The organism is Neptunomonas antarctica, from assembly GCF_001305295.1.
GTDB classification, from domain to species: Bacteria; Pseudomonadota; Gammaproteobacteria; order Pseudomonadales; family Balneatricaceae; genus Neptunomonas; species Neptunomonas antarctica.
In genome coordinates, this window is the sequence record NZ_LJSI01000053.1 from 446225 (window position 1) to 471154 (window position 24930).

Genomic DNA, 24930 nt, shown 5'->3' on the forward strand with positions numbered 1-24930 from the left:
CTTCAAACTAAGCTAAAGGCTACTTCAAAATAAGCTAAAGGCTATGCCGGTTAAGCGTTAAATTTCTCCACTTCGGATGCGTTCTCCACGGGCGCGTATGTATTCAATCGTTAGCAGCATCAGCCCTGAAATGACCACCAGTAATACGGCAACGGCCAATATGGTGGGGTTGATCTGCTCACGCAATCCTGAAAACATCTGGCGTGGAATAGTGCGCTGTTCAGGTCCGGCTAAAAATAGTATCACCACCACTTCGTCAAAAGAGGTCACAAAAGCAAATAGGGCCCCAGAGATCACACCTGGACGAATCAGCGGCATGATGACGTTAAAGAACGTATAAATAGGCGGTGCTCCTAAGCCGAGTGAGGCGCGCATCAGCGAGTGGTCAAACCCGGATAATGCCGCATTGACGGTAATAATGACGAACGGCGTACCGAGTGCCGCATGCGCAAGGATGACGCCCAGATAAGTGCCTGACAGACCTAGTTGAGTATAGAAAAAATACATGCCGGCTGCTGTGATGATTAAAGGAACAATCATCGGCGAGAGCAGCATTGCCATGATGACGCGCTGAAACGGCATCACTGGATTGGATAACCCAATGGCGGCAAAGGTACCCAGAGCGGTCGCAATAATGGTGGCGCACAGGCCAATAAAGAAGCTGTTTTTGATGGCGAGCAGCCATTTTTCGTTATTGAATATTTCCGCATACCACTCCAGTGAATAGGCATCGGCATCCAGTGATAGCATCCCTTCAGTAAAGGTGAAATAAGGCTCGGCGTTGAACGATAGCGGAATGATGACCAGTATCGGGACCATCAAAAATGCCAGCACAGCCCACGCAGTCAGTCTGAGACCGTGCATGCCTGTTTTTTGCCAAAAGGAGAAGTACTTTGGAAATTTCATAGCATTACCCCAGTTTAATATTGCTGACCCCGACCAAGCGGTCGTAGATCCAGTAGAGGAGGAGAATCAGAGCCAGTAACAGCGAGCCTAATGCGGCTGCCAGTTCCCAGTTGTTCGATGACTGCATATGGAAAGCAATAATGTTGCTGATCATTTGGCCATCAGTACCGCCGACTAAGGCCGGTGTGATGTAATAACCGATAGATATAATGAAGACCAGTAGTGCTCCGGCACTCAATCCAGGGACTGTCATAGGCATATAAATCCGGATAAATGCCGGAATAGGTTTAGCTCCTAACGACATGGCCGCCCGTAAGTAACTGGGATCGATCCCTTTCATAACGCTGTATAAAGGTAAAATCATGAAAGGTAATAGGATATGTGTCATGGCTATTACGGTTGCGAACTCGGTGTAAAGCATTTCGATGGGTTCGGATATCACATGGAGATATTGCAATACGGAATTGACCACACCATTGGTCTGCAATAACGCAATCCAGGAGGTGGTTCTCACCAGCAGTGATGTCCAGAAAGGTAACAGAACAAATACCATCAGTGTATTGGCCGTTTTCGGAGAAGCAGTCGCCAGATAATAGGATAAAGGAAAACCAATAAGTGCGGTCAGCAAGGTTATTGTGAGCGCAATTTTCAGACTTTTTAAATACAGTTGTATATAGACTTGCGTGTCTCGGGGGACAATTTCATCATCTGAATTACGGTCTAAATCCAAGGCGGTTAAATAGGAGCTGTCAGTAAAGATAGCACCGGACTTTTTCATAACACGCCATATTTCTACTGTCTGCCATTGTGGCTTAGTGGCAATCAGTAGGCTTGCTCCCTCACTGCTAAGCAGCGCAGGATCCATTTTTTTCATTTTGCGCCCGGTCGCCTTTATGACGCTGGAACTACCAGGCAGGCCACGGTTAATCTCTTCTGCAAGTTTGCCTGAATCACGGTCAATGGCGAGTTGTCGCAATTCCACCGCAAAGCGATTAAGTACCGCATCATCAGGACGCGCATCACTACTCTCATCCCAGTCGGACAGGGCTTCAAGCGTGTCTGGAATCAACTGTGCAACAGTAGGGTTATAAACACTTCGGTAGAGCATCGTGCCAATGGGCGCAATGAAAGCGATCATGACAAATACTAATAGAGGTGTGACGAAAGCAAAGGCGATTAATTTTCGTCGCCGCTGTATTTTACGGCTTTGTGCCATCTCCTCAACAGTCAGCACTGACTGCACCTTGTTCGAATTAGTTGTCAGATCAAATTGAGGCATAGTGGCAGCCCTTTAATAAAAGATAACGGGCCTGCGCCCAGAAAAAAAACCGGTGCGCTCAGAGGGGAGTATTCATTAACCCACTGAGGCACCCGTTGGATTCAGCAGTGACATTCATTACCACGACATGTCACATCAAGCCCAAATTTATTAAGCTCAGTTCAGCAGCCATTCGTTGAATTTTTCACCTAATGACTCACCATAATCAGCCCAGAATGTACCCGACGCCTGTAACCCCTCTTCAAGATGAGCAGACGGGAGCCTTGGAATAATGGCCGGATCTACATAAGCATAGGAAGATTGGCGTGTTGGACCGTAAGCTACATCCTGCATACCGCTTTCGGGCTTAGAGCTGGTAGCAAAGCGAATGAACTCTTCTGCCACCGCTTTATGTTTGGTGCCTTTTACAATGGCCCATACATCAAGATCGTAGATGTGAGCATCCCAGACCATTTCAAATGGCTTATTGTCGCTTTGAATCGCATCGAAGATACGACCGTTGGCGGATTGCACCATGACTGCGCCACCGTCATTCAGAAGTTGAGGGGCTTGAGACCAGCTATCGAACCACACCAGATCATTCTTGATGGTGTCCAATTTAGCAAAGGCTTGTTTTTGCCCTGCCTCAGTAGCAAGCACATCGTAGATTTGTTCTTTTGGTACGCCATCCGCTAACAAAGCCCATTCCATATTGACCTGAGGGCGTTTACGTAGCGCGCGTTTGCCGGGGAATTTTTCAGTATTAAATAAATCTTCTATCGTCGTGGGCTGTCCGCCTTCGATCGTCTCTTTGTTGTAAGAGTATAAAACGGTCCAGACAATGTTACCTACACCGCACTCGTTGGATAGAGCCTCAGGAGAAAAATCATCTTTAGCCGGGGTTCCATCATCGCCCGCAGGCAGGGTGTCGTGTGGGAAAACTTCAAGTAACCCTTCAGAGCACGCTCTCTCCAGATCTATTACTTCAATATCTACAACGTCCCAGAGCACATTGCCACTTTCTACCTGCGCCTTAATTTCGGCGATACCGCCGGAGTAATTTTCAAATAAAATTTTATGGCCTGTTTTTTCCATAAATGGATCGAGCATGTGTTTCTGTTGTGCTGCTCCGTATGCACCACCGAAAGAAACGGCAGTGAATTGGTCAGCCATCACAGGGGCTGCTGCTGTGCAGAGCGCGATGGCCACGCCTAATCGCTTGAGTGCTTTCATTATTATTTTTCCTCTACGTTTTTGTGCCGTTTATTGAAAAATCTTATGTGTGTATTGCGTTACTCCGAACGGTCTAGCGCCAACCCTCCGGCTGTTGACCAGGTTAGTCGGGTCATCGCACCACGTTGAAGTACCGGAGCGCGATGATCGTTCAGTGTTTTAACCATCAATTCGGAGCCCGAACTGAGTTTGAAAAAGTAGCGGATAGAATCACCGACATAAAGTCGTGTTGTAAAACTGGCTTCGATACTGTTTTCCAGGGATCTGTTATCCAAAGCGTCATTACTACTAATGGTACTGGCAATAAATAGATTTTCAGGGCGAATAGTGAGCGTGCAGGGAGAGCCTTCCGGCGGGCAGTTAGTGTTGCCTGTGGTGGCTATTGTGCCATCGGCAAGCTGCACCTGCGCAATACCGTTTTCGATCCGCGTGACGGTGCCTGGGATGCGGTTGTTCTCGCCGATAAAATTGGCCACAAAGGAATTAGCGGGCTTCTCATAGAGAATCTCGGGTGCGGCACATTGTTCAACAATTCCGTCGTTGAAGACGGCGACGCGGTCAGACATGGTTAACGCTTCAGTTTGGTCGTGAGTGACGTAAATGGCCGTAAAACCCAAGTCTTCATGTAAGCGTTTTATCTCGAACTGCATTTGTTCGCGTAAATTTTTATCGAGAGCACCAAGCGGTTCGTCCATCAGAACGATACTGGGTTCGAAAATCAGAGAACGCGCCAGTGCCACACGTTGCTTCTGACCACCGGAGAGTTGGCCTGGATAGCGTTTGGCGAAGCTTCCTAGTTCGACCAGCGCGAGTGATTCGTTAACCCGACGCTTAATTTCTGATGCGGAAATTTTACGCACTTTTAATGGATACGCCAGATTTTCGGCAATGGTCATGTGCGGAAATAGTGCGTAATGCTGAAAAACCATGCCGATGTTGCGGTGATAAGGAGCAATATTTGTGACGGGTTCACCATTGATAAGAATGCTGCCACTGGTAACGTCTTCAAATCCTGCCAGCATCATCAGGCAGGTTGTTTTGCCTGAACCCGAAGGCCCTAGTAAAGTGACGAATTCGCCCTTTTTTATGTCCAGATTAAAATCTTTAACGACAAGATTTCTCTGGTCGTAGCTTTTTTTGACATTAACAAAGCGTACATATTGATCATTGGTTGTGGGCGAATTACCGGCCGGGGGAGCGTCTGTCATCTTAGGGTAATCTCCATTTCGTTTTATCTTTGATACTACGTAAAAGCAAAAAAAGCTACTTAAGAGGATTATTTCCAGAAAAATAATGTGCACTTGTTTACTGAAGAGTTCAAGTATTTCTTTTGTTTATAATGAGTTAGTGGGCATAATTCTGGCGTGGTAAAAATGGGTGCGAAAAAACAGATACATTAATAAAGCGCATCAGAGTGAAGCAGTGAGTGACTATTGCAGTCACACCTTAAAGTTTAATATTATATAAAAATATTTAAAGCTGTAGTCGGTAGCACTGAAGCAATAGGTATTTTACGTAATGGATTTTATAACAAAACTAATAAAAATAAATTAGGTTTTTAGTTATACATCGGTACTTACAGGCAGGGATATATTATATCTTAGTTATTATAAATAGAGTGGGTGCTAATAATTTTATCTGCCCATTTTAATTGTCTTCTTTTTAAAAATACAGGCTTTGTTTTTTAATAACTTCTAATAATTCATGTTCTTTAATTGGCTTACTATAATAATAGCCTTGGTAACTACCGCATCCTTTAAGCTTTAAAAAATCGTATTGCCTTTGAGTGACGACGCCTTCAGCAACGACCCATAGATCAAGATTGTTAGCCAGCGATATAATAGTCTGGACGATGGCTTCATTATTATGATCTATGCCAATGTCTTGAATGAAAGACTGGTCAATTTTAAGAACATCTAACGGTAAACTTTTTAGATATTGAAGTGAGGAATAACCGGTACCAAAATCATCTATGGCAAGACGCACTCCCATATCTTTAAGAGTAAATAATTTATTTTGTGTTTCAGTTAAGTTATGAATAAGAAGAGATTCAGTGAGCTCTAATTCCAATTGTTGAGGTTTAATATTATATTTAAGAAGAATACGCTCCATCTCTGAAATAAAATTTTTCTGCTGAAATTGGCGAATACTCATGTTTACGCTGAGATAGGGCGTTGGTGGCGTGCTAAGTTTATTCCAATCAGAGATTTGCCGGCAAGCTTGCTCTAAAACCCAGGTGCCTATGGGAACAATTAATCCCGTTTCTTCCGAAATCGCAATAAATTCATCTGGGGTGACTAAACCACGATCAGGGTTATTCCATCGTATTAGTGCTTCTACACCGCTAATTTTTTGGGTTGAAAAGTTTATCTGTGGCTGATAAAAAAGTTCAAATTCCTGCCGTTCAAGGGCTTGGTGTAATCCATGTTGAACCGTTAGGCGTTCATCTGCTTCTTTCTGTAAACTCGGCGTAACAAATTGGTAGTTATTACGGCCCGATTTTTTAACCTTATACATGGCATTATCAGCAAGTTTAATCAAATTTGATATCTGATCAGAGTCATCAGGGAACATGACAATACCTATACTGAGAGTGATTTGTAGTTTATTGTTATTAGCAATAATCGGTTGCGAAATTTCATCAATAATTTTTTTAGCGACATTACTTGCACGTAATATAGCATTATGTTTGTCTTCACCCAGATCTGTGAGTAATACGACAAACTCGTCCCCCCCCATTCTTGATATAGTGTCTTCTTTACGAATACATGAGGTTAATCGCTTCGCCACTTCCTGTAAAAGTTCATCTCCGACCATATGTCCTAATGAATCATTAACCACTTTAAAGTGATCAATATCCAGAATGAAAACAGCACCGTGCTGACGGTTTCGATGTGATTGAACCAATGCTTGTTTTAAGCGATCTTGTAGTAAAATTCTATTTGGTAAACCTGTTAAGGGGTCATAGTAAGCCATAAAATGAATATGAGCGGCATCCTTTTTCCGCTCAGTGATATCAGAAGAAACGCTGATGTAATGTGCTATAGAATTATCAGTATTCTTTATTGCAGTCAGGCTTAGCCATTCAGGGTAGATCTCTCCATTTTTACGCTTGTTCCATATTTCACCCTGCCAATGGTTGTGTTCATTCAACTCGGACCACATTTCTTGGTAAAAAGATTCATCATGTTTTCCGGATTTTAATATTCTTGTATTTTTTCCAATGATTTCTTGCTCGGAATACCCTGTCGTTTGGATAAACGCATTATTAATTTTTATTATGTTCCTGTTGGCGTCTGTAACTACAATCATTTCGGCACATTCAGCAAAAACAGAAACGGAGAGACGTAAATCTTTCTCGAGTGCTTTTAAGTTTGAAATGTCAGTAATTGAAATATGAATACGTTTTCCTTGCTCATGCTGTTCTGGTACACAGTCTAATTTGACCCAAAATGGCTGGATTTTATCACTATGTAGTTGAAGCTCACATGTCTGTGGTTTTTTTTCAGTTATTAATTTCTGGCAACAGAAATAGAAAGTATCCTGATCTTCTTGTCGAATAAATTTACTGAAAAAATGTTTAAGGCAGTCTTCTTTTATTAAATGTAACATACGAACTAAGGTTTGATTCAGTTCAATTATACTGTAACTGCGATCGAGCGTAACATATCCCACAGGAGCAATGTCATAATGCCTGAAATGTATTGCAATTTCTTCTTTAAGTGTGTCTTGCAGTATATGAAGTTCTGTATTAGCCGTATGTAATTCTTCATTTTGTAATTCAAGTTCAATTCTATAGGTATCCAGCTCATGTAATAACCTGAAGAGATCACTATCTTTTTGAACGTTAGTTGGCTCGGATATCATTTTTAGAATATCTTCTGCTCGTTTACGTAGGTCGAAGAACTTATCTCCTATTTTCATTAGTTACCCCTCCTCTCTTCCATTAGTTTCTGGGATTATTACTAAAATAGAATTAAGAGCTCTTTCATTACTAACGTGTTTAGGTATTGTTATAGTTATTTCACAGTTGGTTATTGATTTTTCAGAGGTGTGAATTTTTGATGTAAATATAATATTTGTGCATTCTTCTATTATTATCTTTATTTGGTTGAAAATGTAATCGTGGTTAATGATTATATTTGGTAATGAATCAAGTAGTTTTTTCTTGTTCGGTTCATTAAATAAGGAGAGTCCAGATTCGTTTATATTTAAAACCTGAATAAGGTTTTTAATATTATTATCCATTATTTTATTAGATTTTAAATGAGACTTTAATTGAGCTACACTAATTAATTGATTATTCACTATATAGTTTTTAAGTTCTGAAATGTCGAGTTCTATTATTGTTACAGGGCAGTGATCAAATAAACTTCTGTAGCGTTGCTCGCTTTCTCTTAATTCTATTTCCACATCTTTAATCTTAGTTATATCTTCAAACGACATGACCACGCCTGCAATTACATTGTTTGCAGTACGGTAAGGAAGAGTACGCATGCGATAAAATTTGTTTTTGTCATCGCGTACTTCAGTTTCTATTTTCTCTAATGTTTTTAATACGATAGCCGCCGCATCGGATAATTTTATGTTCTGTAAACTTGACGAAAGATGATCGATAGGGCGATGTACATCAGAGGGGAGTAGATTGATAATATCAGTCATTTTTGGCGTGTAACGTCGAATTTTCAACTCAGTATCTAAGAAAACTGTCGCGATTTGAGTACTATCTAATAGGTTTTTAATATCGTCATTAGCCGTAGATAGTTCATCAATATGGCTTTGTAATTCAGCATTAACGGTGACTGATTCTTCGTTAAGCGATTGTAGTTCTTCTTTGGATGTTTCTAATTCTTCATTAGTGCTTTGTAATTCTTCGTTTGTCGATTGTAACTCTTCATTAGATGATTTTAGTTCTTCATTCGACGTTTCAAGTTCTTCAATGGTTGTTTGTAAATTTTCGCGTGTGCTTTCTAGTTCTTTTCGTAAAATATTGTCATCATTAAGGTCGGAGTCTTTGGCGGTTTCTTTGTTATTTTCTGTATTTTTTTTCTGTACATTCTCTAAAAAAGTAATCATTAATAAATCTTTAAAACCGCTAAAATCAGGCAGAGGTTTAATAGTAATATCTATAAATTTTTTATCTTCTTTATTACCTGTAATAATAGATTTTTTCTGTATTTCATTTTTTTGTAATAACGATTTACGTATGCTATGTGATAAAATATCTTTCAGCTCTGGTGTTCGTGCCATGTCTAGAATGTTACTGCTTGACCTGCCTTCTGCTGGTTCTAAATAATCTCCAAGACGGCCGTGTACATAAATAATGTTATGTTGGTTATCAATAATCACACAAGGTGCTATGTGACTTTGCTTTAGGATTATTTCAACCAGTTGGAGTGCACTAAATTCTTCGATTTGTGTCGTCGTCGCTGGTAAATTTATTCTATTCATTTTTAAAGAACTCATAGGGTCCGAGAAATGCAAACTTGACGTTGTAGTTTTTTTCTTATATTTACGTTTAAATAATTTCCATTTCTTATCTATTATTTCAAAATAAAGATTGGACTGGCCTGTTGTTTCAGAAGGTCCTAAAAAAAGAATACCGTCATCCTTTAAGCTGTAATGAAAGATAGGTAAAATATTTTTCTGTAATTCAGGCCCAAAATAAATTAATAAATTCCTGCAGCAAATAAGATCTATTTTTGAAAATGGAGGATCTTTTATCAGATTCTGAGTAGCAAAAACCAGCATGTCTCTCAGGGATTTATTAATGCGGTATTTATTTCCTTCTTTCGTAAAATATTTTTTACAATACTTTTCACCAATTTCTGAAATAATAGTGTCAGGATAGACACCACTACGCGCATGATCAATGGCATACTCATCAATATCAGTACCAAAAATTTGGATATTAATATTACTTTTGCTTTTTTCAATACACTCTAGCAACGCTATTGCAATAGAATACGCCTCCTGGCCGCTACTGCAGCCGGGAATCCAAACGCGAATTGTGTAATTGTCGGGCTTTTTGAGTAATAATTCAGGGATAATTGAATTCATGAGTACATCAAAAGCTTCTTTGTCCCTAAAAAAACTAGTAACACCGATCAGTAAATCTCTGAATAAAATAGTTATTTCATGGTTGTCTTTTTGTATAAAGGATAAATAGTCTTTGATGTTTTTTATCTGGTGTACGTGCATTCGCCTTTCAATTCGACGGTAAATAGTTTTTTTCTTATAGAGTGAAAAATCATGACCTATTTGATTTCTAATCAGTACGAGTATTTCATGTAGTATGTTATTTGAGATGGCTGTATTATTTTCGTTACTAGAATCATTCGGATGTATGTTTTTAATGTATTTTATTAAGCATTGAGGCATTTCGTCAGGAGGTAATATGAAATCAGCCAACCCTGTAGCGATTGCGTTTTTTGGCATGCTGTCATATTTGGCTGACAGAGGAGACTGCACCATCACCATGCCAGATTCTGCTTTTATTTCTTGCAGCCCTAATGATCCATCTGAACCTGTACCCGATAAAATGACGCAAATCGCATTCGAACCTTGATCTTGCGCCAACATTTTAAAGAAATAATCTATCGGTAGCTTAATACGAAGGTCAGAACGCTCCTCTAATCGTAATTCCCTGTTGATAATGGACAGATTCTTATTCGGAGGAATGACATAAATCCTATTGGCTTCGATACGTACGCAGTCAGTAATTTTGACCACATCCATTTTTGTTTGTCTTTGGAGCAATTCGGGTAAAAGGCTGACATGGGATGGGTCAAGATGCATAACGACCACAAAAGCCATATTATTGTTAGTAGGCATGGATGTAAAAAAGGTATCCAGGGCTTCTAGACCGCCTGCAGAGGCGCCTATCCCTACAATAGGTAGTATTTCATTCATATTAGTTTTAGGAATAGTCATTTAGTTGATTCAATAATAGGATAATATTGTTCTGCCGCGATATGTAGCATTATCGACACAGTAAGCATGCTGTCACCCGCATGTGTAGGTAACGTATTAACACCAACAATACTTCCTCTATTCTTATATTTCACAAACCAATGCCCTTTAGTTAATTGAAGGATGTTATATTAGTCATAACAAATACTATGGTTGAATAAAATTAAGGTGTCAATAATTGCTGAATTTCGTCCTGGTTCAGATGATTTAAGGTTGAATTATTCTGTGATAATATACTATCAAATATCAAATAAAATTTATTAAAATCAATCTATTAGAGTTTTAATAAGGACGTGCTATTACAGTTTTCCTGTATGTTTAATACAAAAGTATAGTTCAAAAATTTAATAAAAGGATGTAGCTGTTTTTTATTAGGCCACATCGCTTCTTTTAGTCCTGATGAATTTGTTGCATAGAGTGTTTTCTTGCTCTCAACCAAAAGAAATTTTCGCTTGATGGTTTAGCTTTTTTTCAGCTGGAAAATAAGGGTAAGCCAGATCTAAATGATGGCGATAGGTTGTGTCGTTTGAAGGAGGTCGCAGACACGTATCTTTCAAGTTGCTTGTTCTGGTTGAATAAGCAGGGAAGCCGCTAAAATCGATCTTGAAACAGTTCAGATGTATCAGCAAAAATCCTGAAATTTTTTCTTTAGCAGGTCGATATAAACTTCTACTAATACGTCAGTAATGCGCCGTCCTTGCGGATTAGGCTGTAATGACGGGTAGTGTTTGATCATGCTCTCTCGCTTATCCGAGTCTGACCGACGATCAATAGTTGTAGTGCGTCGTTCAACCTCTCTATAGGTGTCAAATAGGTTTTGAATACGCCATTCTTTAGTCAGCTCTAGCGTTTTACCTTCTGGGTTGAGGCTATCCTCTGATACATCAAACCCATAAAATCTGACGCCTTTGTCAGTAAGGTTTTTAACGAGTTCCATTAGCGTCTCTTTAAGACGTACAACGTAGCGCCGTTGTTGAATTACTGTCACGCTCTTCGTTTTATAGATACAACGCTGGATCAGGTAGCCCTCTATCATCTGCGCTGTGACATCTTGCGGCATGTTTAGCTTTACACTGAAAGCTATTATATCTTCAATGCTCCAGCCATTGAGGGCCATTAAAACGCCCTGATGATGGTTGTCTTGCGTGCTTGCCATATATCCTCCTTAATGTTTAAAGGCTTCCAGCCTAGGCCTTAGTATCCAACAATAGCTGATCGAATAACTATTTACCAACCGCACCTGACAGTTCACTTATCACTTGCTGATCCAGCAAGTCTTGCAGCGAGTTCTGGATAAAACAGAAATGACTCCCCAGAAGGTCAGGTAACGCATGTATTACGATATAGCTTTGCTAGCCACTTTGTAATGAACGGTGGGAATATTGTAACGTTACAAAGGATTCTTGGTCACTCTTCAGTGAAGACAACCATGCGTTATGTTCACCTGTGTCCTGACTTTTTAAACGCTGCTATTAAGTTCAATCAGATGAGTGGTATCAGTGGGCTTAGTAGTATGACGTTTGCTAAAGCTGTTTTTTTATACTATATATCAATGGGTTGTAAGCCATCTAGAAGTTTATAAATAGACTGCTATGAACATAAAGGAGTGTCATGTGAAAGAAATGGAATTGCTATCTAACTTCTGCTCGCTAGAAAAACAATTTAAATTGAATGAAAGAAAATCAGAATGTTTGGGTGAAGTTGAATATGGAAAATATATTTGTGTTCGTTTGGATGGTATAGGATTAAGCAAAAAATATCTCAAAAATGATATATCTAATACCAAATTTGATGGAGCTATGTGGCAAGCATTTCTATCAACATATGAAGCATTAAATATAAATAAAGATAAACTAGCAGATGCACCAAAAATTTTTCTGGGTGCAATAATTTGTTCCGACGAAATCTCAATAATATTCGACTCACAGTCGAATTATTGTGATAGAAGATTATTCAAAATAGTAACGACTATAGCCTCAACTTTCTCTTCATTCTTTACACGTAATGGGTGTGAACATTTTAAGAAAAAGCTTGGACATAAAATCTGCGGTGCATTTGATGGTAGGCCATTAGTTTTTTCAAGCGTGACGGATGTGTCAAATTATATGACTCATCGATACGCTATATGTATCCGCAATTCAATGTCGAAAATTTTAAGGGTATCTGGTGTAGATGCGAGTGAATTATACTCAAGAGAAAATTTTAACAACATTGATTATTACAAAAGAAAGATTGATGATTTGTCTCTTCAGGAACAATACAAGAGTGTCTTTGATAAACCCATCGTATTTTTACCAAATTACCTAAGGGAGATGCAATCTTACCGCCACGAATCAATGAGTCGCTTTATTTTAGGTCTAAATGGTGAGATTTTCGAATAAGTGTTTTCGACACATGCAGTAAATATCAAACTCCATACATGAAAAAGGTCTGGAAAACAGTCCCTTATCACTTGTGCTTTGGTGGCGGGTTTCGAACCCAGATACTACGCCTTTTGTTGTGCCAGTACATACCATAATGCTAGGGTTTCAAGGCTTTATGGTTTTCTTTCAAGGCTGTTAAACCACTATATAACGCTATGTTTTCGACACTTTATCGACACGTGTCATACCTATTCGCGTTTGTACTGGCATCTTGTTATGAAATTGTGCATTATCAAAAGCATAAGGAAAGCGTGAGTGAGATCCTGTAACCACTTACAACATCAAAACGCATGTTTATTTTCAACGGAGGAAAATAGCTGATGCAGTTAAAAAAATATACCATCCTTTACTATTAACTTTGAAATAAACTGGGAATGTAATGTGTTGGCGAATAGTCGGTTTACAAAAACCTTATATAGTCACACGCAGTTAAAGAAAGCAGGTCTGGATAATTTTAGAGTCAGAATATGTTTTTAAAGTTTTCTTGCTTATTTGTTGATTATTCAAAGTTTTTTGTATTTATATTGTTTATTTTCTTGTAAAAATTTAAAAAATACTAGTATTGTCTTGAGGATGTTTTTGTGTCTGAAAAAATAGCGGAACTGAATGATGGGTTTAATGATATTTCTTTGACTAAACTTAAGTTCCTATCCATAAGGAGGTTTAGTAAGAAGACTAATAAAACAACAAAGCTAATTAATAATAAAGATTCTTCTTCTTATATAAAAGGTCAGAATAGAGACTTCGGGTTTGAACTTCTTGAGCCTGTATATATTCATAAAATAAGTATTAGTTCTGAGGGTTATAGCAGCTATAAATCTGTTACTTTTTCTGGGGAGACAATAGGGAATAAAAAATTCGAAAAAAAACAACTAATCAATAGTGACGGTTCTTTTGATATTGTTATTAATAATGTGATTAAATCATTTGAATTTAAACCTGATAAGGATTATAAAAGCAGCCCTTTAATAAAGAGTATCGAAGTTACTGGGCTTTCTTTAGTTGAATTTAATATAGCAATTGGAGAGATAGCTGATATTGATGGCTATCATGCCGCCGCCTCAGAAAAGCTTGCTGGTATTACGGCTGATTATACTAATAAACAAATGGGATTAGAAACTGTTGATTCAGAACTCCAGTCGCTTCAAAAAGAAAAAAGTGAATTAGAAAATAGTGTAGAAGAACTGTATAATTTAATTGAAAAATCAGATGAGGATTTATCGGAAGTTGAAAGAAATATAGCAAGTATAAAGACTGAAGAACTTGCTGTTAGAAATCGTATTACTTCTTATGAACAAAATTTGGATAAAAGTAAAAATGAGCTAAATGAGTTAAATATAACGATAATAAAAAATAAAAAAACACTTAATAGTTTAGAAAATGACATTAATTTATTTCCAACTGATATACGTGGTTTTGTTGAACAAGGCGCTAGTAATATTCAACGCTATTTATTGCTATCTTTTTTGCCAATAGCAGCATTGTTTTATGTGACATGGTATTTGTTTGATAATGCAGCATTTTTTTCTGAGATTTATACGAATCTAAATTTATCTCAAATGTTTTCTCTCCTTATATCAAGACTCCCATTTGTTTTAGTATCGGTCGCTATAATTAGTGCTTGTTATAAAATAACAAGTATTTTTGTTTCTGAGATTATGAATATAAATAATCAGCGGCTGACACTTTCAAAAATTAGCATTATAGCTAAAGATGTGCATGATTCTTCTACGTTTGACCTAAACTTAAGTGAATCGCAGAGATATGAATTCAGAACTAAGCTGAAAATGGATCTATTAAAGTCTCACTTGAAAGGTGATATTGCAGATGATTATAGTTATGTTGGAAGTCCTATTTTACAAGATTCTTTAGAGAGAGATGTGGAAGTTAGTAAGTAACGATTTATTTGTAAATTTATATACGAATATTTTTGTGAGTTGTGAAATCATCCTTATTAAATTAAGGATGATTCGATTAAGTAAATGATGGATTGGTATGAGTTATTTATGCTGCTGGTAGCTATGAAAAATGAGCTTAATCGTAAGTTCCAAAAGGTATTAGAATCCCCCTGTATTTGGTGTCTATCCCTGCTTTATTTCTTGCCTCTTCTTGTTCCTAACCATTAAAACGAATCTCTTAATGCGTTTTTAAATTGTGTCCATTTCGTATCAAAAATCATGTTTCCGCTGTATTGAACCATCCAATAAACATCATCCTTTTTCCAAATAAATTGCCAGCTTGAGCAGTATCTGTTTTTTCTCACTAGGATGTATTTGCATGTGCTTTTACTTCTTATATTTATGTCTGGATTTCCCCATGCTCGGATCACGGCGTTAACGTTTGATCCAGGCGGGGCCAGCTGTCCATCGGGTAGCCTGATAATGGCAGATGAAGCAAATGCGTTTAGTGATAGTGTTAGTAAAACTATAACCGTGATTGTGCAAGCATGTGATTTTTTTTTAAGCGATCCAATTAAGTACAATCTGATAAGTGGTTTCGACACATACTGAAATTCTTAAACGCAAAATGTGAAAAAATCTCTTTAAAAACAGTAATTTATCAATTGTGTTTTTTGGAGTTGGCGGGTTTCAAACCCAGATACTACGCCTCTCGTTGTGGCAGGACATACCATAACGCTATGATTTTCAGGTTTTACGGTTTTACGTAGCGGTTGTTAAACCACTATAGATAGCTATGTTTTAGATACTTTATCGACACATGTCACAACTGAGGGTAGTTTCTCTAGCATCCTGATATGAAATTGTGCATTATCAATCGGCTAAGGAAAGCGTAGGTCAGATCCTGTACCGGATGATCATCTAAATACGCATGCTTTTTTCAGTGGAGGAAAATAGTGGATGTAATCAAAAAATCCCAATTTATCATTATCCTTCAAAGCGAAAAGCTGAACATATTGATTAATTTAAGGAATTCGAATGAGTGAAAAAGTAAGCTTTGGTAGTGTAAGTTTGGTTCGTCAAGGTGACCATAGGTTTTACTCATTCACAATGCCAAGTGATGTGCTTGCAGAGACATGTTACGTTGTAAATCGAGACGAAGATCCTATAGAAGGATTTCAGCGAGAACTAGATAAAAAAAGAGCATCAGAGATTGCTAATTATATTGATGCTGGGTTAGGAACAATTCCGAGTTCAATTGTTTTGTCAGCGCAAGACGGATGCGGTTTTTATTATGACTCCAAAAAGAAATCTGTGAGCTTTTCAAATATTAATAAGGCATTTTTAATAATTGACGGTCAACATCGTGTTTATGGTTTTAAACTAGCTAAAACAGCCCTTCGAATTCCTGTTGTAGTGTATGAAAACTTATCAAAACGTGATGAATCTAGATTATTTATAGATATTAATTCTAAACAAAAAGGAGTTCCTACCGAGTTACTTTTAGATATTAAAAAAATGGCTGAATACGAAAACGATACTGAACAATATCTCAGAGAGCTTTTTGATACTTTTTCAAAAGAAAGTGATAGTGTTCTTTATAATAGATTGTCAGCATCCAAAAGAGAAAAAGGAAAGATTACTCGATCAGTTTTTAATACTGCTTTAAAACCATTAGTGAAAGTATTTGGAAACAAAACTTCTGATGAAATATATGAAATATATAATTCTTATTTAGTTGCTTTTAATGAAGGTGTTTTAGTGCCACATCAGTTAGTCGAGCAAGCATTCAATACGACTGTATTTAAAGCAATTGCAGGATTTTTTCCTATCATTACAGCAAGAGTTAAAGATAGATTCGGTGCTATTTATTCTGTTGATAACTATTATGAATTTACACAAATGACTGGTCAAAGAATTAAACCGATTAAGATTGAAAATCCGACAAATGCATATAAGCCGCTTGTAGAACACCTTGAGGAGTCATTAAAACAGGAGTTTACTTTATAAATGACGCCTGAAATAAAAATAATTCATCAGCTTGCTGTAAATGAAATTTTTGAAATTACTTCAACAACAGAATCCGACTTAAAGGCATGGGTCGTGAATGGTCAATATCTAATGTCAAAAAAACTGGTACCTGCTGCTAAAAACCGTGCTACCAGTTTTGAACTTGATTTTAAACATTCTGATATCCTTCACGCGTCATTAGCAAATGACTGTAACCGATTTGCTCAAGCAGCAATTGAATCAATGTGGAGTGTAGGAAAAGTTGACAAGCTACCTAAAAGTACGGGATGGGCGGCTGTACAAATGTATTATTCTGCTTTTTTTGCTGCGCACGCAATATTGCGAATTTATGGAAGAGCTTGTACTCAATTAGAGCCCAATCATGTTAATAAAGTGTTCGAAATTGCGAGCGCAACGCAGTTTGATGACGGTGTTTCTAGTATTGAGAGTGGATTCTATTTTTCATTAATTTCGAATGGAGAAATTAAGTTTAAAAAGTTAAAAGAATCCCATGCTGATACATGGTCTTCTTTTTCAACTTTACTGACATGGCTAATTGATAATATTTCTAGTACAACGGGACTTGGATTGCATAAATCTGATGCAATTACATTTTTATCAGAGATAAAAGCGATAATCCACAGCTCCGGCGCTGCTAAGGGGAATTGGCTTTCACAAATTAGAAACAAGGTTAATTATCAGCACAGTCATGGTGTATGGTTTCCATACAAATTTGCGCTGCACAATAATGAAGCAGTATTAAGAAATGCAGAATGGTTAAAGGAACCTAAGTCATTTGATCTAGGTGTAAGTCATAATGATATATCAAAGCTATATAGTGTTAGCAATACCATATTGTCATTAATGTACCAGCTAATGAAATATGGTTATGAACGTTCTGGTAAAGTATCTGTTCCACTAACTAACGGGACATTTCGGCTTGTAAATCAAATACAGGTAGCGTGAAGGGAGTTAGGTGAACCAGTCGTTGCATGCGTTCTTATGCTTTTTTTTATATATGAGTAGGTAGATTTTTTATAATCTGTTTCTTTTCTGTACTGCGTCCTTAGCGGCATTGCTTATCCCTAGTCATTTTTTTAGGACTAAAACGAGTCCCGTAATGCGTTTTTAAATCGTGTCCATTTTGTATCAACAATCATACTGCCGCTGTATTGAACCATCCAATAAATATCATCCCTTTTCCAAATAAGTCGCCAGCTTGAGCAGTATCTGTTTTTTCTCACTAGGATGTATTTGCATGTGCTTTCGCTTTTGATGTCCATCAGAGGATTTCCCCATGCTCGGATCACGGCGTTAACGTTTGATCCAGGCGGGGGCCAGCTGTCCATCGGGTAGCCTGATAATGGCAGATGAAGCGAATGTGTTTAGTGCGAGTGTTAATAAAACTATAGCCGTGATTATGCTTTTCATTTTTGTTGCATCCTTGCTTTGCGCATTTCCCTGTTTTACTTACGGTACCAGCGTTCCCTTATCGTCTGCGCTATTCGGTATCCGTTCCCTTTGCTAATCCAGAGAGCATATTCTGGAAATAGGCTGTATGAACATTAGGCTAAGGTTGGCCCGTTTACTAGTGCTATCTGTTTCTTTAGGCGAGTGCTGGATAAAACCGGAATTGTTCTTCCAGAAGGTCAGGCAACGCATGTCTTACGACATAGCTTTGCTAGCCACTTTGTTATGAATGGTGGGAATATTATCACGTTACAAAGGATTCTTGGTCACTCTTCAGTTAATACAACCATGCGTTATGCTCACCTGTGCCCTGACTTTTTAAATGATGCTATTAAGTACAATCCGATGAGTGGTATGGGTATGTTCTGACCTTTAAATATGAGTAACTTCTAATATGCCTTGGCGTGTAGTTGTATAGGTATGCAAGTGTAGATGTTAGTCCTGTTGATTTGTAGATTGTTTAAACCTGTAGGTTTGTTGTACATTGTTATTTAGGTGGTTTATTTTCTTTTTTGTAGATGTGTATGTGCTGATTTGTAGATGTTGTAGTACATTGTTGTACAAGTGTTAATGTTTTTTTCGAGGATAGTATGACTTTCAAGCATTTTGATTTAGGCGTTGTTACGTGGCGTGATGAGAAGTCTTGAATCCGAAGGATTTACCCCATCTCAGAACTAAATAAACGAGATAAGTAAGCGCAATTCAATTGTTAGTTTCGACACATACCGTAAATCTCAAACTCCAGACATGAAAAAGGCCTGTAAAAACAGGCCCTTATCACTTGTGCTTTGGTGGAGGTGGCGGGTTTCGAACCCAGATACTACGCTTCTCGTTGTGCCAGTACATACCATAACACTAGGGTTTTAAGGCTTTATGGTTTTGTGTCGAGGCCGTTAAACCACTATACAAAGCTATGTTTTCGACACTTTATCGACACATGTCACAACTGCACGTTGTTTCGCTGGTATCTTCATATAAGATTGTGCACTATCATTCAAACGTGATGTTGTCACAATTCTCCAGCACTAAAGTGTGGGGTCAATACTCACAATAGGGAAATGTATGAGTAGTGCAGATATAAATGAGGTTGCCAGCTACCTCATATTAAAAGGGGAAGTTGGAATAACTCATAGAGAGTTACAAAAATTATTGTATTTCTCTCAAGGCTTTTATCTTGCTCAGTATGGTGAGCCGCTTTTTGATGCTGATATGGCTGCTTGGCAATTTGGCCCAGTAAACGTCTCAATATGGAGTCGGTTTAAAAGTAGAGGGTATAGTTGCTTAAGTGTTTCGAAGGATGTTTCAACTATCACATTAGATGATACAAGAAAGAAATTTCTAGCTGGAATATTAGCCTCTTTTTTAGTTCTCGGGCAGTCGGCCTTAATTGATATGTCGCATACAGACTACCCATGGGAAAGAAATTATATTGCAGACAGGAATAATCTGATCGAGAAAGATCTTATAAAGGAGTATTTCAATACGTTTGAAAGTCAGGAGCAATATATTAAAATTGCTAAAGAGAAAGTTGAGTTTTCAAATTTAATAGATAAAAGAACTGCTTATCTGTCTTCACTTGATGAAATTGGAGATGATTGGATATCTGGTGTTTCTGTGGCGCCAACAAAAGAAATTTGCGATGAGTGTAAGAAATTCTTGAATATATTTAGGCGAGACTTGTTTGCAAAAAATGCTGTGCCAAAAATACCAAAATTGTTACTCGGTCCAATACCTACAGGTGGAGTGGGGATTGAGTTACACCTTGAAAATAAAAATATTTATTTGCATTTTCATAACGAATCTCTGGTTGAGGTCTCCATTGAAGTTGGTGATAACTTTGAAGAATATGATATTGTACTTGAAGATTTCAATAAAGATATTGGTGTGTTTTTGGAAAGGGTAGCATAACAATGTTAATTAATGATGGTGATACTCTTTATCGATACGCTCGTCCTGATATCCTTCCAGAAGGTCAAGATGAATTACCTCTTTCAATTTTTAATGATCCTGAAATGTCTTGTGATTGGATGAAGTATCAAAAGAGTCCTAAGTGTTCTCCTCAGGTATTACATGGTAAAAATATGGTTATTTCAATAACTATTTGTGAGGAGATTAGGAATCCTAGAAACCCCAAAAGAGTTGGTGAGGTAGTAAGTGATTGGATGCAACAGGTCTTATATGATCCCGTAGATATAGTTGTAAATGATCCATTTACACCAAATAAATCACACTCACTTATTAAGGGAAAGAAAAAATGTGCAGTAACTACTGCTATACGTAAAAATTCGACGTTTGAAGTTTTTTTAGTCGTCACCTAACAATCTCTTCGATCTAACTCAGTTAAACTGATACTAAAATTTCTAGCGAAATGATAGTGCTAGGGGTATCAAGAAGTATGTTTTTTGGCTGAGTAGACTTTTTTATGTCGTCTGTAACTCAGCTAAAGAAACTTAATCTCCAGTCCCCTTGTTTAGCTTATAATTTCACTGTCATTAGCTTTCTTATAGGAATTATATGAAATCATCGACATTAAATACGCTATTAGTTGCGAAGTCTATTCTTGGTGAAACAAAGTACTTAGTCAATTCAGGAGACAAGTACTCTTGTACCGCTGGAATAATTTTACTGCAGGATTTTGTAGAGCTTGTTGTATTAGCCGCTTTAGATGAATTAGATGTAGAGGAGCAGAGAAGTCTCGCGTCGATGCCGTTTGATGGGTTGCTGGGAGAGCTCAAAAAACTAAAAGTTCCAATAATAAAATCAGGTACTATCAAAGCATTAAATAAACAAAGAGTTATTTCTAAACATTATGGGCAGTTGGCTGAACCTACGTCTGTTATTAATTATTTTGATGTGGCTCTGAAATTTGTAGATGCCCTTTTAGAACATGTAGTTGGCTCTAAACTGCAGGATATTTTCTTAACCGATATATTGAATGATGGTGTTGTGAAAACTTTAGTTAAACAATCCATAGAATTTTCTGAACAAGATAAATTTTTAGATTCGTTAATTTGTTTAAGGAAAGCGTTTTTTGTTGCTTATGAGTATGATTACAGTGTCTATTATTTTAGGAATGGTCTAGAGAAGAAGAGTGGATTGCTTGGATTAAGTCTACGTGGTGGCATAAAAGCAAATTATTGGGCTAAAGATAAAGAATGGATTCGAACCCATGTAAAAAAACCTATGGATTACATGCAAGTAAATCACGCACAGCTAAAAACCGACTGTATGGAGTTGGGAGTTAGTACGGTTGATATTGAAAATTTCAGAAGACTTACGCCCGAAGTCATTAGAACGGAGGATCAATCGTGGCACTTTGAATATACAACTAGTTTTGTAGCTAATGAAATTAATAAAGATAACTTTAATTTTTGCTTAGATATATTACTAAACTTTCTGCTTAAAAAGCAGGAGTTTGATTCAAGCAGAAAATATCCTAAATATGATAAATCGATTATGGCTCCACCTATATATATAGGGAAGCCAGTGTTTGAAAAACCGTCTCAGAGGTCTTCTGTTCTAACTGAAGTAAGGACCGAATATTATTACACTGTTGAACGTGTAGTAACTGGGTTTGATTCGTCTGAAAGGTATTTTTATGTATATTTATATCCACAAAAAGAACAGTATCAGAATGAAGAAGCCTTTCAGGGTTTTTTACTTATTGAGGATAGTAGCGAAGGCTGTTAAATTAAGCCTAATAATTTTCGTTAGTCGGTATCAGTCCCTGTTTTTCTGTAGACACTTTATTGGTGTATAGATGGCTGTTTGTTACTTTCTTTTATGCTTAGCAATTAAAACGAATCTCTTAATGCGTTTTTAAACCGTGTCCATTTTGTATCAACGATCATGCTGCCGCTGTATTGAACCATCCAATAAATATCATCCCTTTTCCAAATAAGTCGCCAGCTTGAGCAGTATCTGTTTTTTCTCACTAGGATGTATTTGCATGTGCTTTTGCTTCTTATATTCATGTCTGGATTTCCCCATGCTCGGATCACAGCGTTAACGTTTGATCCAGGCGGGGCCAGCTGTCCATCGGGTAGCCTGATAATGGCAGATGAAGCGAATGTGTTTAGTGATAGTGTTAATAAAACTATAGCCGTGACTGTGCTTTTCATTTTTGTTGCATCCTTGCTTTGCGCATTTCCCTGTTTTACTTACGGTACCAGCGTTCCCTTATCTTCTGCGCTATTCGGTATCCGTTCCCGTTTTGCCGTATTCACTCGCAGTCTCTTTTAACTCAGGGCTTATTTGTCCGATTTCTGGGTTTACTGTATCTAGCGTTAGCCAAAATGTATAAGCCGGATATCCCTTACAAATTGCTTTTAGTATAGAAGATGAAGGATCTGTTCCTTTGTTCTCTATGCTCTCTAAAGTTCTTTGAGAAATGCCTAATTTATCTGCAAAGGCTTTTCTACCCATTCCTTCTGAATCTCGAATAGCTCTGATTTTTTCTGATACGCTTATTGACATACCCATATTTCAGTATCTATACTCATATTCCAGTTACTCATATTTCAGTATCTGGTTTAGTTTATTTCTTAATGACGAAGTATAGAGGCGCAACGATGGAACAACAACCGATTACACCTGTGTCTATCCCGATGCCGCCTCTTATGCAGTGGAGAGCGTTTGCGGATTGGATACGTATGGATCATGGCGTTGTGCGTGGATGGCTTGATAACGGCTACCTACCGACTCAAAGAATTGGCAAACATCTTTTAGTCAACGTTGCTCTCTTATCTAAAAATTTATTGGAAAAGGATGACCTGGTCTAGTCATTCATCAGTAAGTATCAAGAGGTGAAAGGTATGGATATTCAAAGCGTTTCAAAACAAGTCCCCTTAATGGATAGGTCAAAATTTGCTGAAGAAGTCGGCATTTCTTTAGCCACTTTAAACGAGATGATCAGAAAAGGTTATGTCCCTGTCATCCGTCTCAAAAATGCTAATGGCAATACAAAACGTTCATTAGTTAATTTGGCAGCCCTTCGCATTACGTGCTTAAACGAGGAGGGGTTGCCGTCATGAAAAACCCTAAATACTCCCTGTTTCGTCGCTTCTGTGCGGATTCCTGCAAAAAGCGTGTAGTGACTCATAGTGACTATATGCAGGCGGTGGATATGTATCTCGAAATCTCCCGTTCCGGTGATACATCGTTAAGAAAAATTCATTACCGCTGGGTTCAGCTGCTAAGCCTTAAATTCAGACGTACCTCGTTTATGGCTCCGAACCCTACTCAATACCCTCGTTCAGTGTTCATGGCTCTAAAAAGTCATAGCGCTATCAGTTCCCGTATCGACGCTAAAGTCATTCAAGACTATAACAGCGTCGGGGGCCGTTGGACTGCTCACCCAGTTCGACGGTTTTTCAGAGCGTTTCAACGTGACTTTTTTGGTTACCCGAAAAAGCACAACACTCAACAGCTAGCACCTGCAACTGCTCGGGCCTCGGTCTCTTCATACCTTACCGCAGGCCCGTCACATTCTAAAAAAGGGTGTTCATTATGATCATCCTTACTACCAAGCCAGGTATCGGTGAATTTTGCACCCGTTGTGGTGAACTGTTCACAGAAACTAAGGCCTTTGCGGCCTTTATTGATCCTCTTTTAAATCGCGGTGCTTTAACTCTGTACGGAGCCGAGTGTTGCAAAAAATGCGCTGAAGCAATGCAGCGGATGGGAACTATTTTAAGAACTCACTATGCGACGACGTTTGGCATTAAAGAGCTGAAACTCGACCCTGTTCATTTGTGTCTTGTTTCCTGGTCAAGCTGGTGTCCGAAAGCATATGCCGAGTTTGGAATTCTTCATCGTCCAACATTAACAGCGTTCATCAATTCTCAAATCAAAGGTGTTTCTCATGGAAGTTAATATGACAGTAATCGTCACAGCGGCTAAACGCTATGACTTCGACGGTAACAAAGGTGCGCAGTTTTATACCCTGGGCGACATGATCGAAGAAGAGGATCGTGTGGGTTGTCCCGTTATGAAATTGTCCGGTGAATACAATGTTTTGGATAATCTGCGCGGCGTTAGATTACCGGCGCGATTCGATCTTAAATGTGATGTTCAAGTCGGTGCTAAAGACTCGATGAAGTACCACGTTGTTGGAGCAGCTCCTACGATGACTGCTCAACAGGAAAAAGCTTCTCAGCCTGCCAAGGCGTAGCCGTGCAGATAGCGGTCCGTTTTCAGAGAGAGTCAGTTTTCTCATCTGAAAAACCGCAAACGCACATTCTTAAATAACACACGTAACGTGGTGAACTATGAATTATTTGGGGTGCAACGGGAGTATTACCGAGAATGTTGACGGTTTTCCGCTGTGCTCCGATGGCTGGTTGGTTGTTTCTCAGGAAGCAATTATCCAGCAGTCTATGGTCATATCTCAACAAGATTCAGCTGAGTTATGGCCATTACTCTTAGGTCTGCTAGTCCTTGGCGGATCTATTAAAATTTTGAGAAATGTTTTCTCACAAAATCTAAAGGGTGGCTGATTATGTCTCGTAAATTTATGAAAAAACTGGCAGCGGGTGGTGTTGCTGTTTCTGGTCTTGTGGTTATGGCTTCGGCTAATGCAGCGCTTGATGCTGCGGTGACTACTCAGATCGCTACGACGTCCGCAGATATTACCGAAGCCGGTACTTTGCTGATTGGTTTGGCGGTTGTGGCCATGGGTCTTCGTTGGGTTAAAGCTACGTTCTTTTAACCTGGTGCCTCTTTAAACAGGGGGCATTACGTCCCCTTTTTTTGTGGAGAA

Annotated in this window: 24 protein-coding genes; 16 read left to right on the forward strand and 8 right to left on the reverse strand. The window is 38.3% G+C overall.

Going from position 1 to position 24930, the window contains the following annotated elements; all coding sequences use genetic code 11:
* Positions 1 to 57: 57 nt before the first annotated feature.
* The 7 genes from Nant_RS16830 to Nant_RS16860 form a co-directional block, all read right to left on the reverse strand.
* A complete protein-coding gene (locus tag Nant_RS16830; RefSeq protein ID WP_054342797.1) occupies positions 58 to 906 on the reverse strand; it encodes an ABC transporter permease in 849 nt (282 codons plus the stop codon).
* Positions 907 to 910: 4 nt separating this feature from the next.
* Positions 911 to 2185 carry an ABC transporter permease gene (locus Nant_RS16835; RefSeq protein WP_054342798.1) on the reverse strand — a complete coding sequence of 425 codons (1275 nt, stop codon included), beginning with the start codon at positions 2183 to 2185 and terminating at the stop codon, positions 911 to 913.
* Between the two features lie 156 nt (positions 2186 to 2341).
* The gene (locus Nant_RS16840) at positions 2342 to 3397 is read right to left on the reverse strand and encodes an ABC transporter substrate-binding protein (RefSeq protein WP_054342799.1); all 1056 of its coding nucleotides are present in this window, start codon (positions 3395 to 3397) and stop codon (positions 2342 to 2344) included.
* Positions 3398 to 3456: 59 nt separating this feature from the next.
* Positions 3457 to 4605: an ABC transporter ATP-binding protein gene (locus tag Nant_RS16845; RefSeq protein WP_054342800.1), complete on the reverse strand. Its 1149-nt coding sequence runs from the start codon at positions 4603 to 4605 to the stop codon at positions 3457 to 3459.
* A gap of 454 nt (positions 4606 to 5059) precedes the next feature.
* Positions 5060 to 7321, reverse strand: a complete 2262-nt coding sequence (locus Nant_RS16850) for a bifunctional diguanylate cyclase/phosphodiesterase (RefSeq protein ID WP_054342801.1) — start codon at positions 7319 to 7321, stop codon at positions 5060 to 5062.
* Between the two features lie 3 nt (positions 7322 to 7324).
* Positions 7325 to 10330, reverse strand: coding sequence for a chemotaxis protein CheB (locus Nant_RS16855; protein ID WP_054342802.1), 3006 nt, complete (start codon positions 10328 to 10330; stop codon positions 7325 to 7327).
* A gap of 661 nt (positions 10331 to 10991) precedes the next feature.
* The gene (locus Nant_RS16860) at positions 10992 to 11525 is read right to left on the reverse strand and encodes a hypothetical protein (protein ID WP_054342803.1); all 534 of its coding nucleotides are present in this window, start codon (positions 11523 to 11525) and stop codon (positions 10992 to 10994) included.
* 210 nt (positions 11526 to 11735) lie between these two features.
* On the opposite strand from Nant_RS16860, the gene Nant_RS21130 reads away from it, so the two are divergent.
* The 9 genes from Nant_RS21130 (at position 11736) to Nant_RS16900 (ending at position 21860) form a co-directional block, all read left to right on the forward strand.
* Entirely contained in the window at positions 11736 to 11951 is a 216-nt protein-coding gene (locus Nant_RS21130; protein ID WP_076495900.1) for a tyrosine-type recombinase/integrase, read from the forward strand.
* A gap of 40 nt (positions 11952 to 11991) precedes the next feature.
* Positions 11992 to 12750, forward strand: coding sequence for a tRNA(His) guanylyltransferase Thg1 family protein (locus Nant_RS16865; RefSeq protein ID WP_238377195.1), 759 nt, complete (start codon positions 11992 to 11994; stop codon positions 12748 to 12750).
* A 623-nt stretch (positions 12751 to 13373) separates the two neighbouring features.
* On the forward strand, positions 13374 to 14690 hold the full coding sequence (locus tag Nant_RS16870; RefSeq protein ID WP_054342805.1) for a coiled-coil domain-containing protein: 1317 nt from the start codon (positions 13374 to 13376) through the stop codon (positions 14688 to 14690).
* Positions 14691 to 15728: 1038 nt separating this feature from the next.
* Positions 15729 to 16700, forward strand: coding sequence for a DGQHR domain-containing protein (locus tag Nant_RS16880; RefSeq protein WP_054342807.1), 972 nt, complete (start codon positions 15729 to 15731; stop codon positions 16698 to 16700).
* A complete protein-coding gene (locus Nant_RS16885) occupies positions 16701 to 17666 on the forward strand; it encodes a hypothetical protein (protein ID WP_054342808.1) in 966 nt (321 codons plus the stop codon).
* Positions 17667 to 18314: 648 nt separating this feature from the next.
* Positions 18315 to 18539 (forward strand): tyrosine-type recombinase/integrase, encoded by a 225-nt coding sequence (locus Nant_RS21390; protein WP_076495901.1) that lies wholly within the window; start codon positions 18315 to 18317, stop codon positions 18537 to 18539.
* Positions 18540 to 19232: 693 nt separating this feature from the next.
* Positions 19233 to 20078, forward strand: coding sequence for a Panacea domain-containing protein (locus tag Nant_RS16890; protein WP_054342809.1), 846 nt, complete (start codon positions 19233 to 19235; stop codon positions 20076 to 20078).
* A 2-nt stretch (positions 20079 to 20080) separates the two neighbouring features.
* On the forward strand, positions 20081 to 20488 hold the full coding sequence (locus Nant_RS16895; RefSeq protein ID WP_054342810.1) for a hypothetical protein: 408 nt from the start codon (positions 20081 to 20083) through the stop codon (positions 20486 to 20488).
* A gap of 196 nt (positions 20489 to 20684) precedes the next feature.
* Positions 20685 to 21860, forward strand: coding sequence for a hypothetical protein (locus tag Nant_RS16900; RefSeq protein ID WP_054342811.1), 1176 nt, complete (start codon positions 20685 to 20687; stop codon positions 21858 to 21860).
* Positions 21861 to 22361: 501 nt separating this feature from the next.
* Here the strand turns inward: Nant_RS16900 and Nant_RS16910 are convergent.
* Positions 22362 to 22652: a helix-turn-helix transcriptional regulator gene (locus tag Nant_RS16910; protein ID WP_054342813.1), complete on the reverse strand. Its 291-nt coding sequence runs from the start codon at positions 22650 to 22652 to the stop codon at positions 22362 to 22364.
* Between the two features lie 89 nt (positions 22653 to 22741).
* On the opposite strand from Nant_RS16910, the gene Nant_RS16915 reads away from it, so the two are divergent.
* The 7 genes from Nant_RS16915 (at position 22742) to Nant_RS16945 (ending at position 24879) form a co-directional block, all read left to right on the forward strand.
* Positions 22742 to 22951, forward strand: a complete 210-nt coding sequence (locus tag Nant_RS16915; protein WP_054342814.1) for a hypothetical protein — start codon at positions 22742 to 22744, stop codon at positions 22949 to 22951.
* 33 nt (positions 22952 to 22984) lie between these two features.
* On the forward strand, positions 22985 to 23203 hold the full coding sequence (locus Nant_RS16920; RefSeq protein ID WP_054342815.1) for a hypothetical protein: 219 nt from the start codon (positions 22985 to 22987) through the stop codon (positions 23201 to 23203).
* Positions 23200 to 23682, forward strand: coding sequence for a hypothetical protein (locus tag Nant_RS16925; RefSeq protein WP_054342816.1), 483 nt, complete (start codon positions 23200 to 23202; stop codon positions 23680 to 23682). Before Nant_RS16920 ends, Nant_RS16925 begins: the two co-directional genes overlap by 4 nt.
* Complete coding sequence (locus Nant_RS16930; protein WP_054342817.1) at positions 23679 to 24044, forward strand: hypothetical protein; 366 nt, start codon at positions 23679 to 23681, stop codon at positions 24042 to 24044. Before Nant_RS16925 ends, Nant_RS16930 begins: the two co-directional genes overlap by 4 nt.
* A gap of 1 nt (position 24045) precedes the next feature.
* A complete protein-coding gene (locus Nant_RS16935) occupies positions 24046 to 24342 on the forward strand; it encodes a hypothetical protein (RefSeq protein WP_143773475.1) in 297 nt (98 codons plus the stop codon).
* 97 nt (positions 24343 to 24439) lie between these two features.
* Positions 24440 to 24667, forward strand: a complete 228-nt coding sequence (locus tag Nant_RS16940) for a hypothetical protein (protein WP_054342819.1) — start codon at positions 24440 to 24442, stop codon at positions 24665 to 24667.
* A 2-nt stretch (positions 24668 to 24669) separates the two neighbouring features.
* Positions 24670 to 24879, forward strand: coding sequence for a major capsid protein (locus tag Nant_RS16945; RefSeq protein ID WP_054342820.1), 210 nt, complete (start codon positions 24670 to 24672; stop codon positions 24877 to 24879).
* Positions 24880 to 24930: the final 51 nt, after the last annotated feature.

Coding starts and splice junctions, on each gene's coding strand:
- Nant_RS16830 (WP_054342797.1), bottom strand. CDS start 906: ATGAAATTTCCAAAGTACTTCTCCTTTTGGCAAAAAACAGGCATGCAC.
- Nant_RS16835 (WP_054342798.1), bottom strand. CDS start 2,185: ATGCCTCAATTTGATCTGACAACTAATTCGAACAAGGTGCAGTCAGTG.
- Nant_RS16840 (WP_054342799.1), bottom strand. CDS start 3,397: ATGAAAGCACTCAAGCGATTAGGCGTGGCCATCGCGCTCTGCACAGCA.
- Nant_RS16845 (WP_054342800.1), bottom strand. CDS start 4,605: ATGACAGACGCTCCCCCGGCCGGTAATTCGCCCACAACCAATGATCAA.
- Nant_RS16850 (WP_054342801.1), bottom strand. CDS start 7,321: ATGAAAATAGGAGATAAGTTCTTCGACCTACGTAAACGAGCAGAAGAT.
- Nant_RS16855 (WP_054342802.1), bottom strand. CDS start 10,330: ATGACTATTCCTAAAACTAATATGAATGAAATACTACCTATTGTAGGG.
- Nant_RS16860 (WP_054342803.1), bottom strand. CDS start 11,525: ATGGCAAGCACGCAAGACAACCATCATCAGGGCGTTTTAATGGCCCTC.
- Nant_RS21130 (WP_076495900.1), top strand. CDS start 11,736: ATGAACGGTGGGAATATTGTAACGTTACAAAGGATTCTTGGTCACTCT.
- Nant_RS16865 (WP_238377195.1), top strand. CDS start 11,992: ATGGAATTGCTATCTAACTTCTGCTCGCTAGAAAAACAATTTAAATTG.
- Nant_RS16880 (WP_054342807.1), top strand. CDS start 15,729: ATGAGTGAAAAAGTAAGCTTTGGTAGTGTAAGTTTGGTTCGTCAAGGT.
- Nant_RS16885 (WP_054342808.1), top strand. CDS start 16,701: ATGACGCCTGAAATAAAAATAATTCATCAGCTTGCTGTAAATGAAATT.
- Nant_RS16890 (WP_054342809.1), top strand. CDS start 19,233: ATGAGTAGTGCAGATATAAATGAGGTTGCCAGCTACCTCATATTAAAA.
- Nant_RS16895 (WP_054342810.1), top strand. CDS start 20,081: ATGTTAATTAATGATGGTGATACTCTTTATCGATACGCTCGTCCTGAT.
- Nant_RS16900 (WP_054342811.1), top strand. CDS start 20,685: ATGAAATCATCGACATTAAATACGCTATTAGTTGCGAAGTCTATTCTT.
- Nant_RS16910 (WP_054342813.1), bottom strand. CDS start 22,652: ATGGGTATGTCAATAAGCGTATCAGAAAAAATCAGAGCTATTCGAGAT.
- Nant_RS16915 (WP_054342814.1), top strand. CDS start 22,742: ATGGAACAACAACCGATTACACCTGTGTCTATCCCGATGCCGCCTCTT.
- Nant_RS16920 (WP_054342815.1), top strand. CDS start 22,985: ATGGATATTCAAAGCGTTTCAAAACAAGTCCCCTTAATGGATAGGTCA.
- Nant_RS16925 (WP_054342816.1), top strand. CDS start 23,200: ATGAAAAACCCTAAATACTCCCTGTTTCGTCGCTTCTGTGCGGATTCC.
- Nant_RS16930 (WP_054342817.1), top strand. CDS start 23,679: ATGATCATCCTTACTACCAAGCCAGGTATCGGTGAATTTTGCACCCGT.
- Nant_RS16935 (WP_143773475.1), top strand. CDS start 24,046: ATGACAGTAATCGTCACAGCGGCTAAACGCTATGACTTCGACGGTAAC.
- Nant_RS16940 (WP_054342819.1), top strand. CDS start 24,440: ATGAATTATTTGGGGTGCAACGGGAGTATTACCGAGAATGTTGACGGT.
- Nant_RS16945 (WP_054342820.1), top strand. CDS start 24,670: ATGTCTCGTAAATTTATGAAAAAACTGGCAGCGGGTGGTGTTGCTGTT.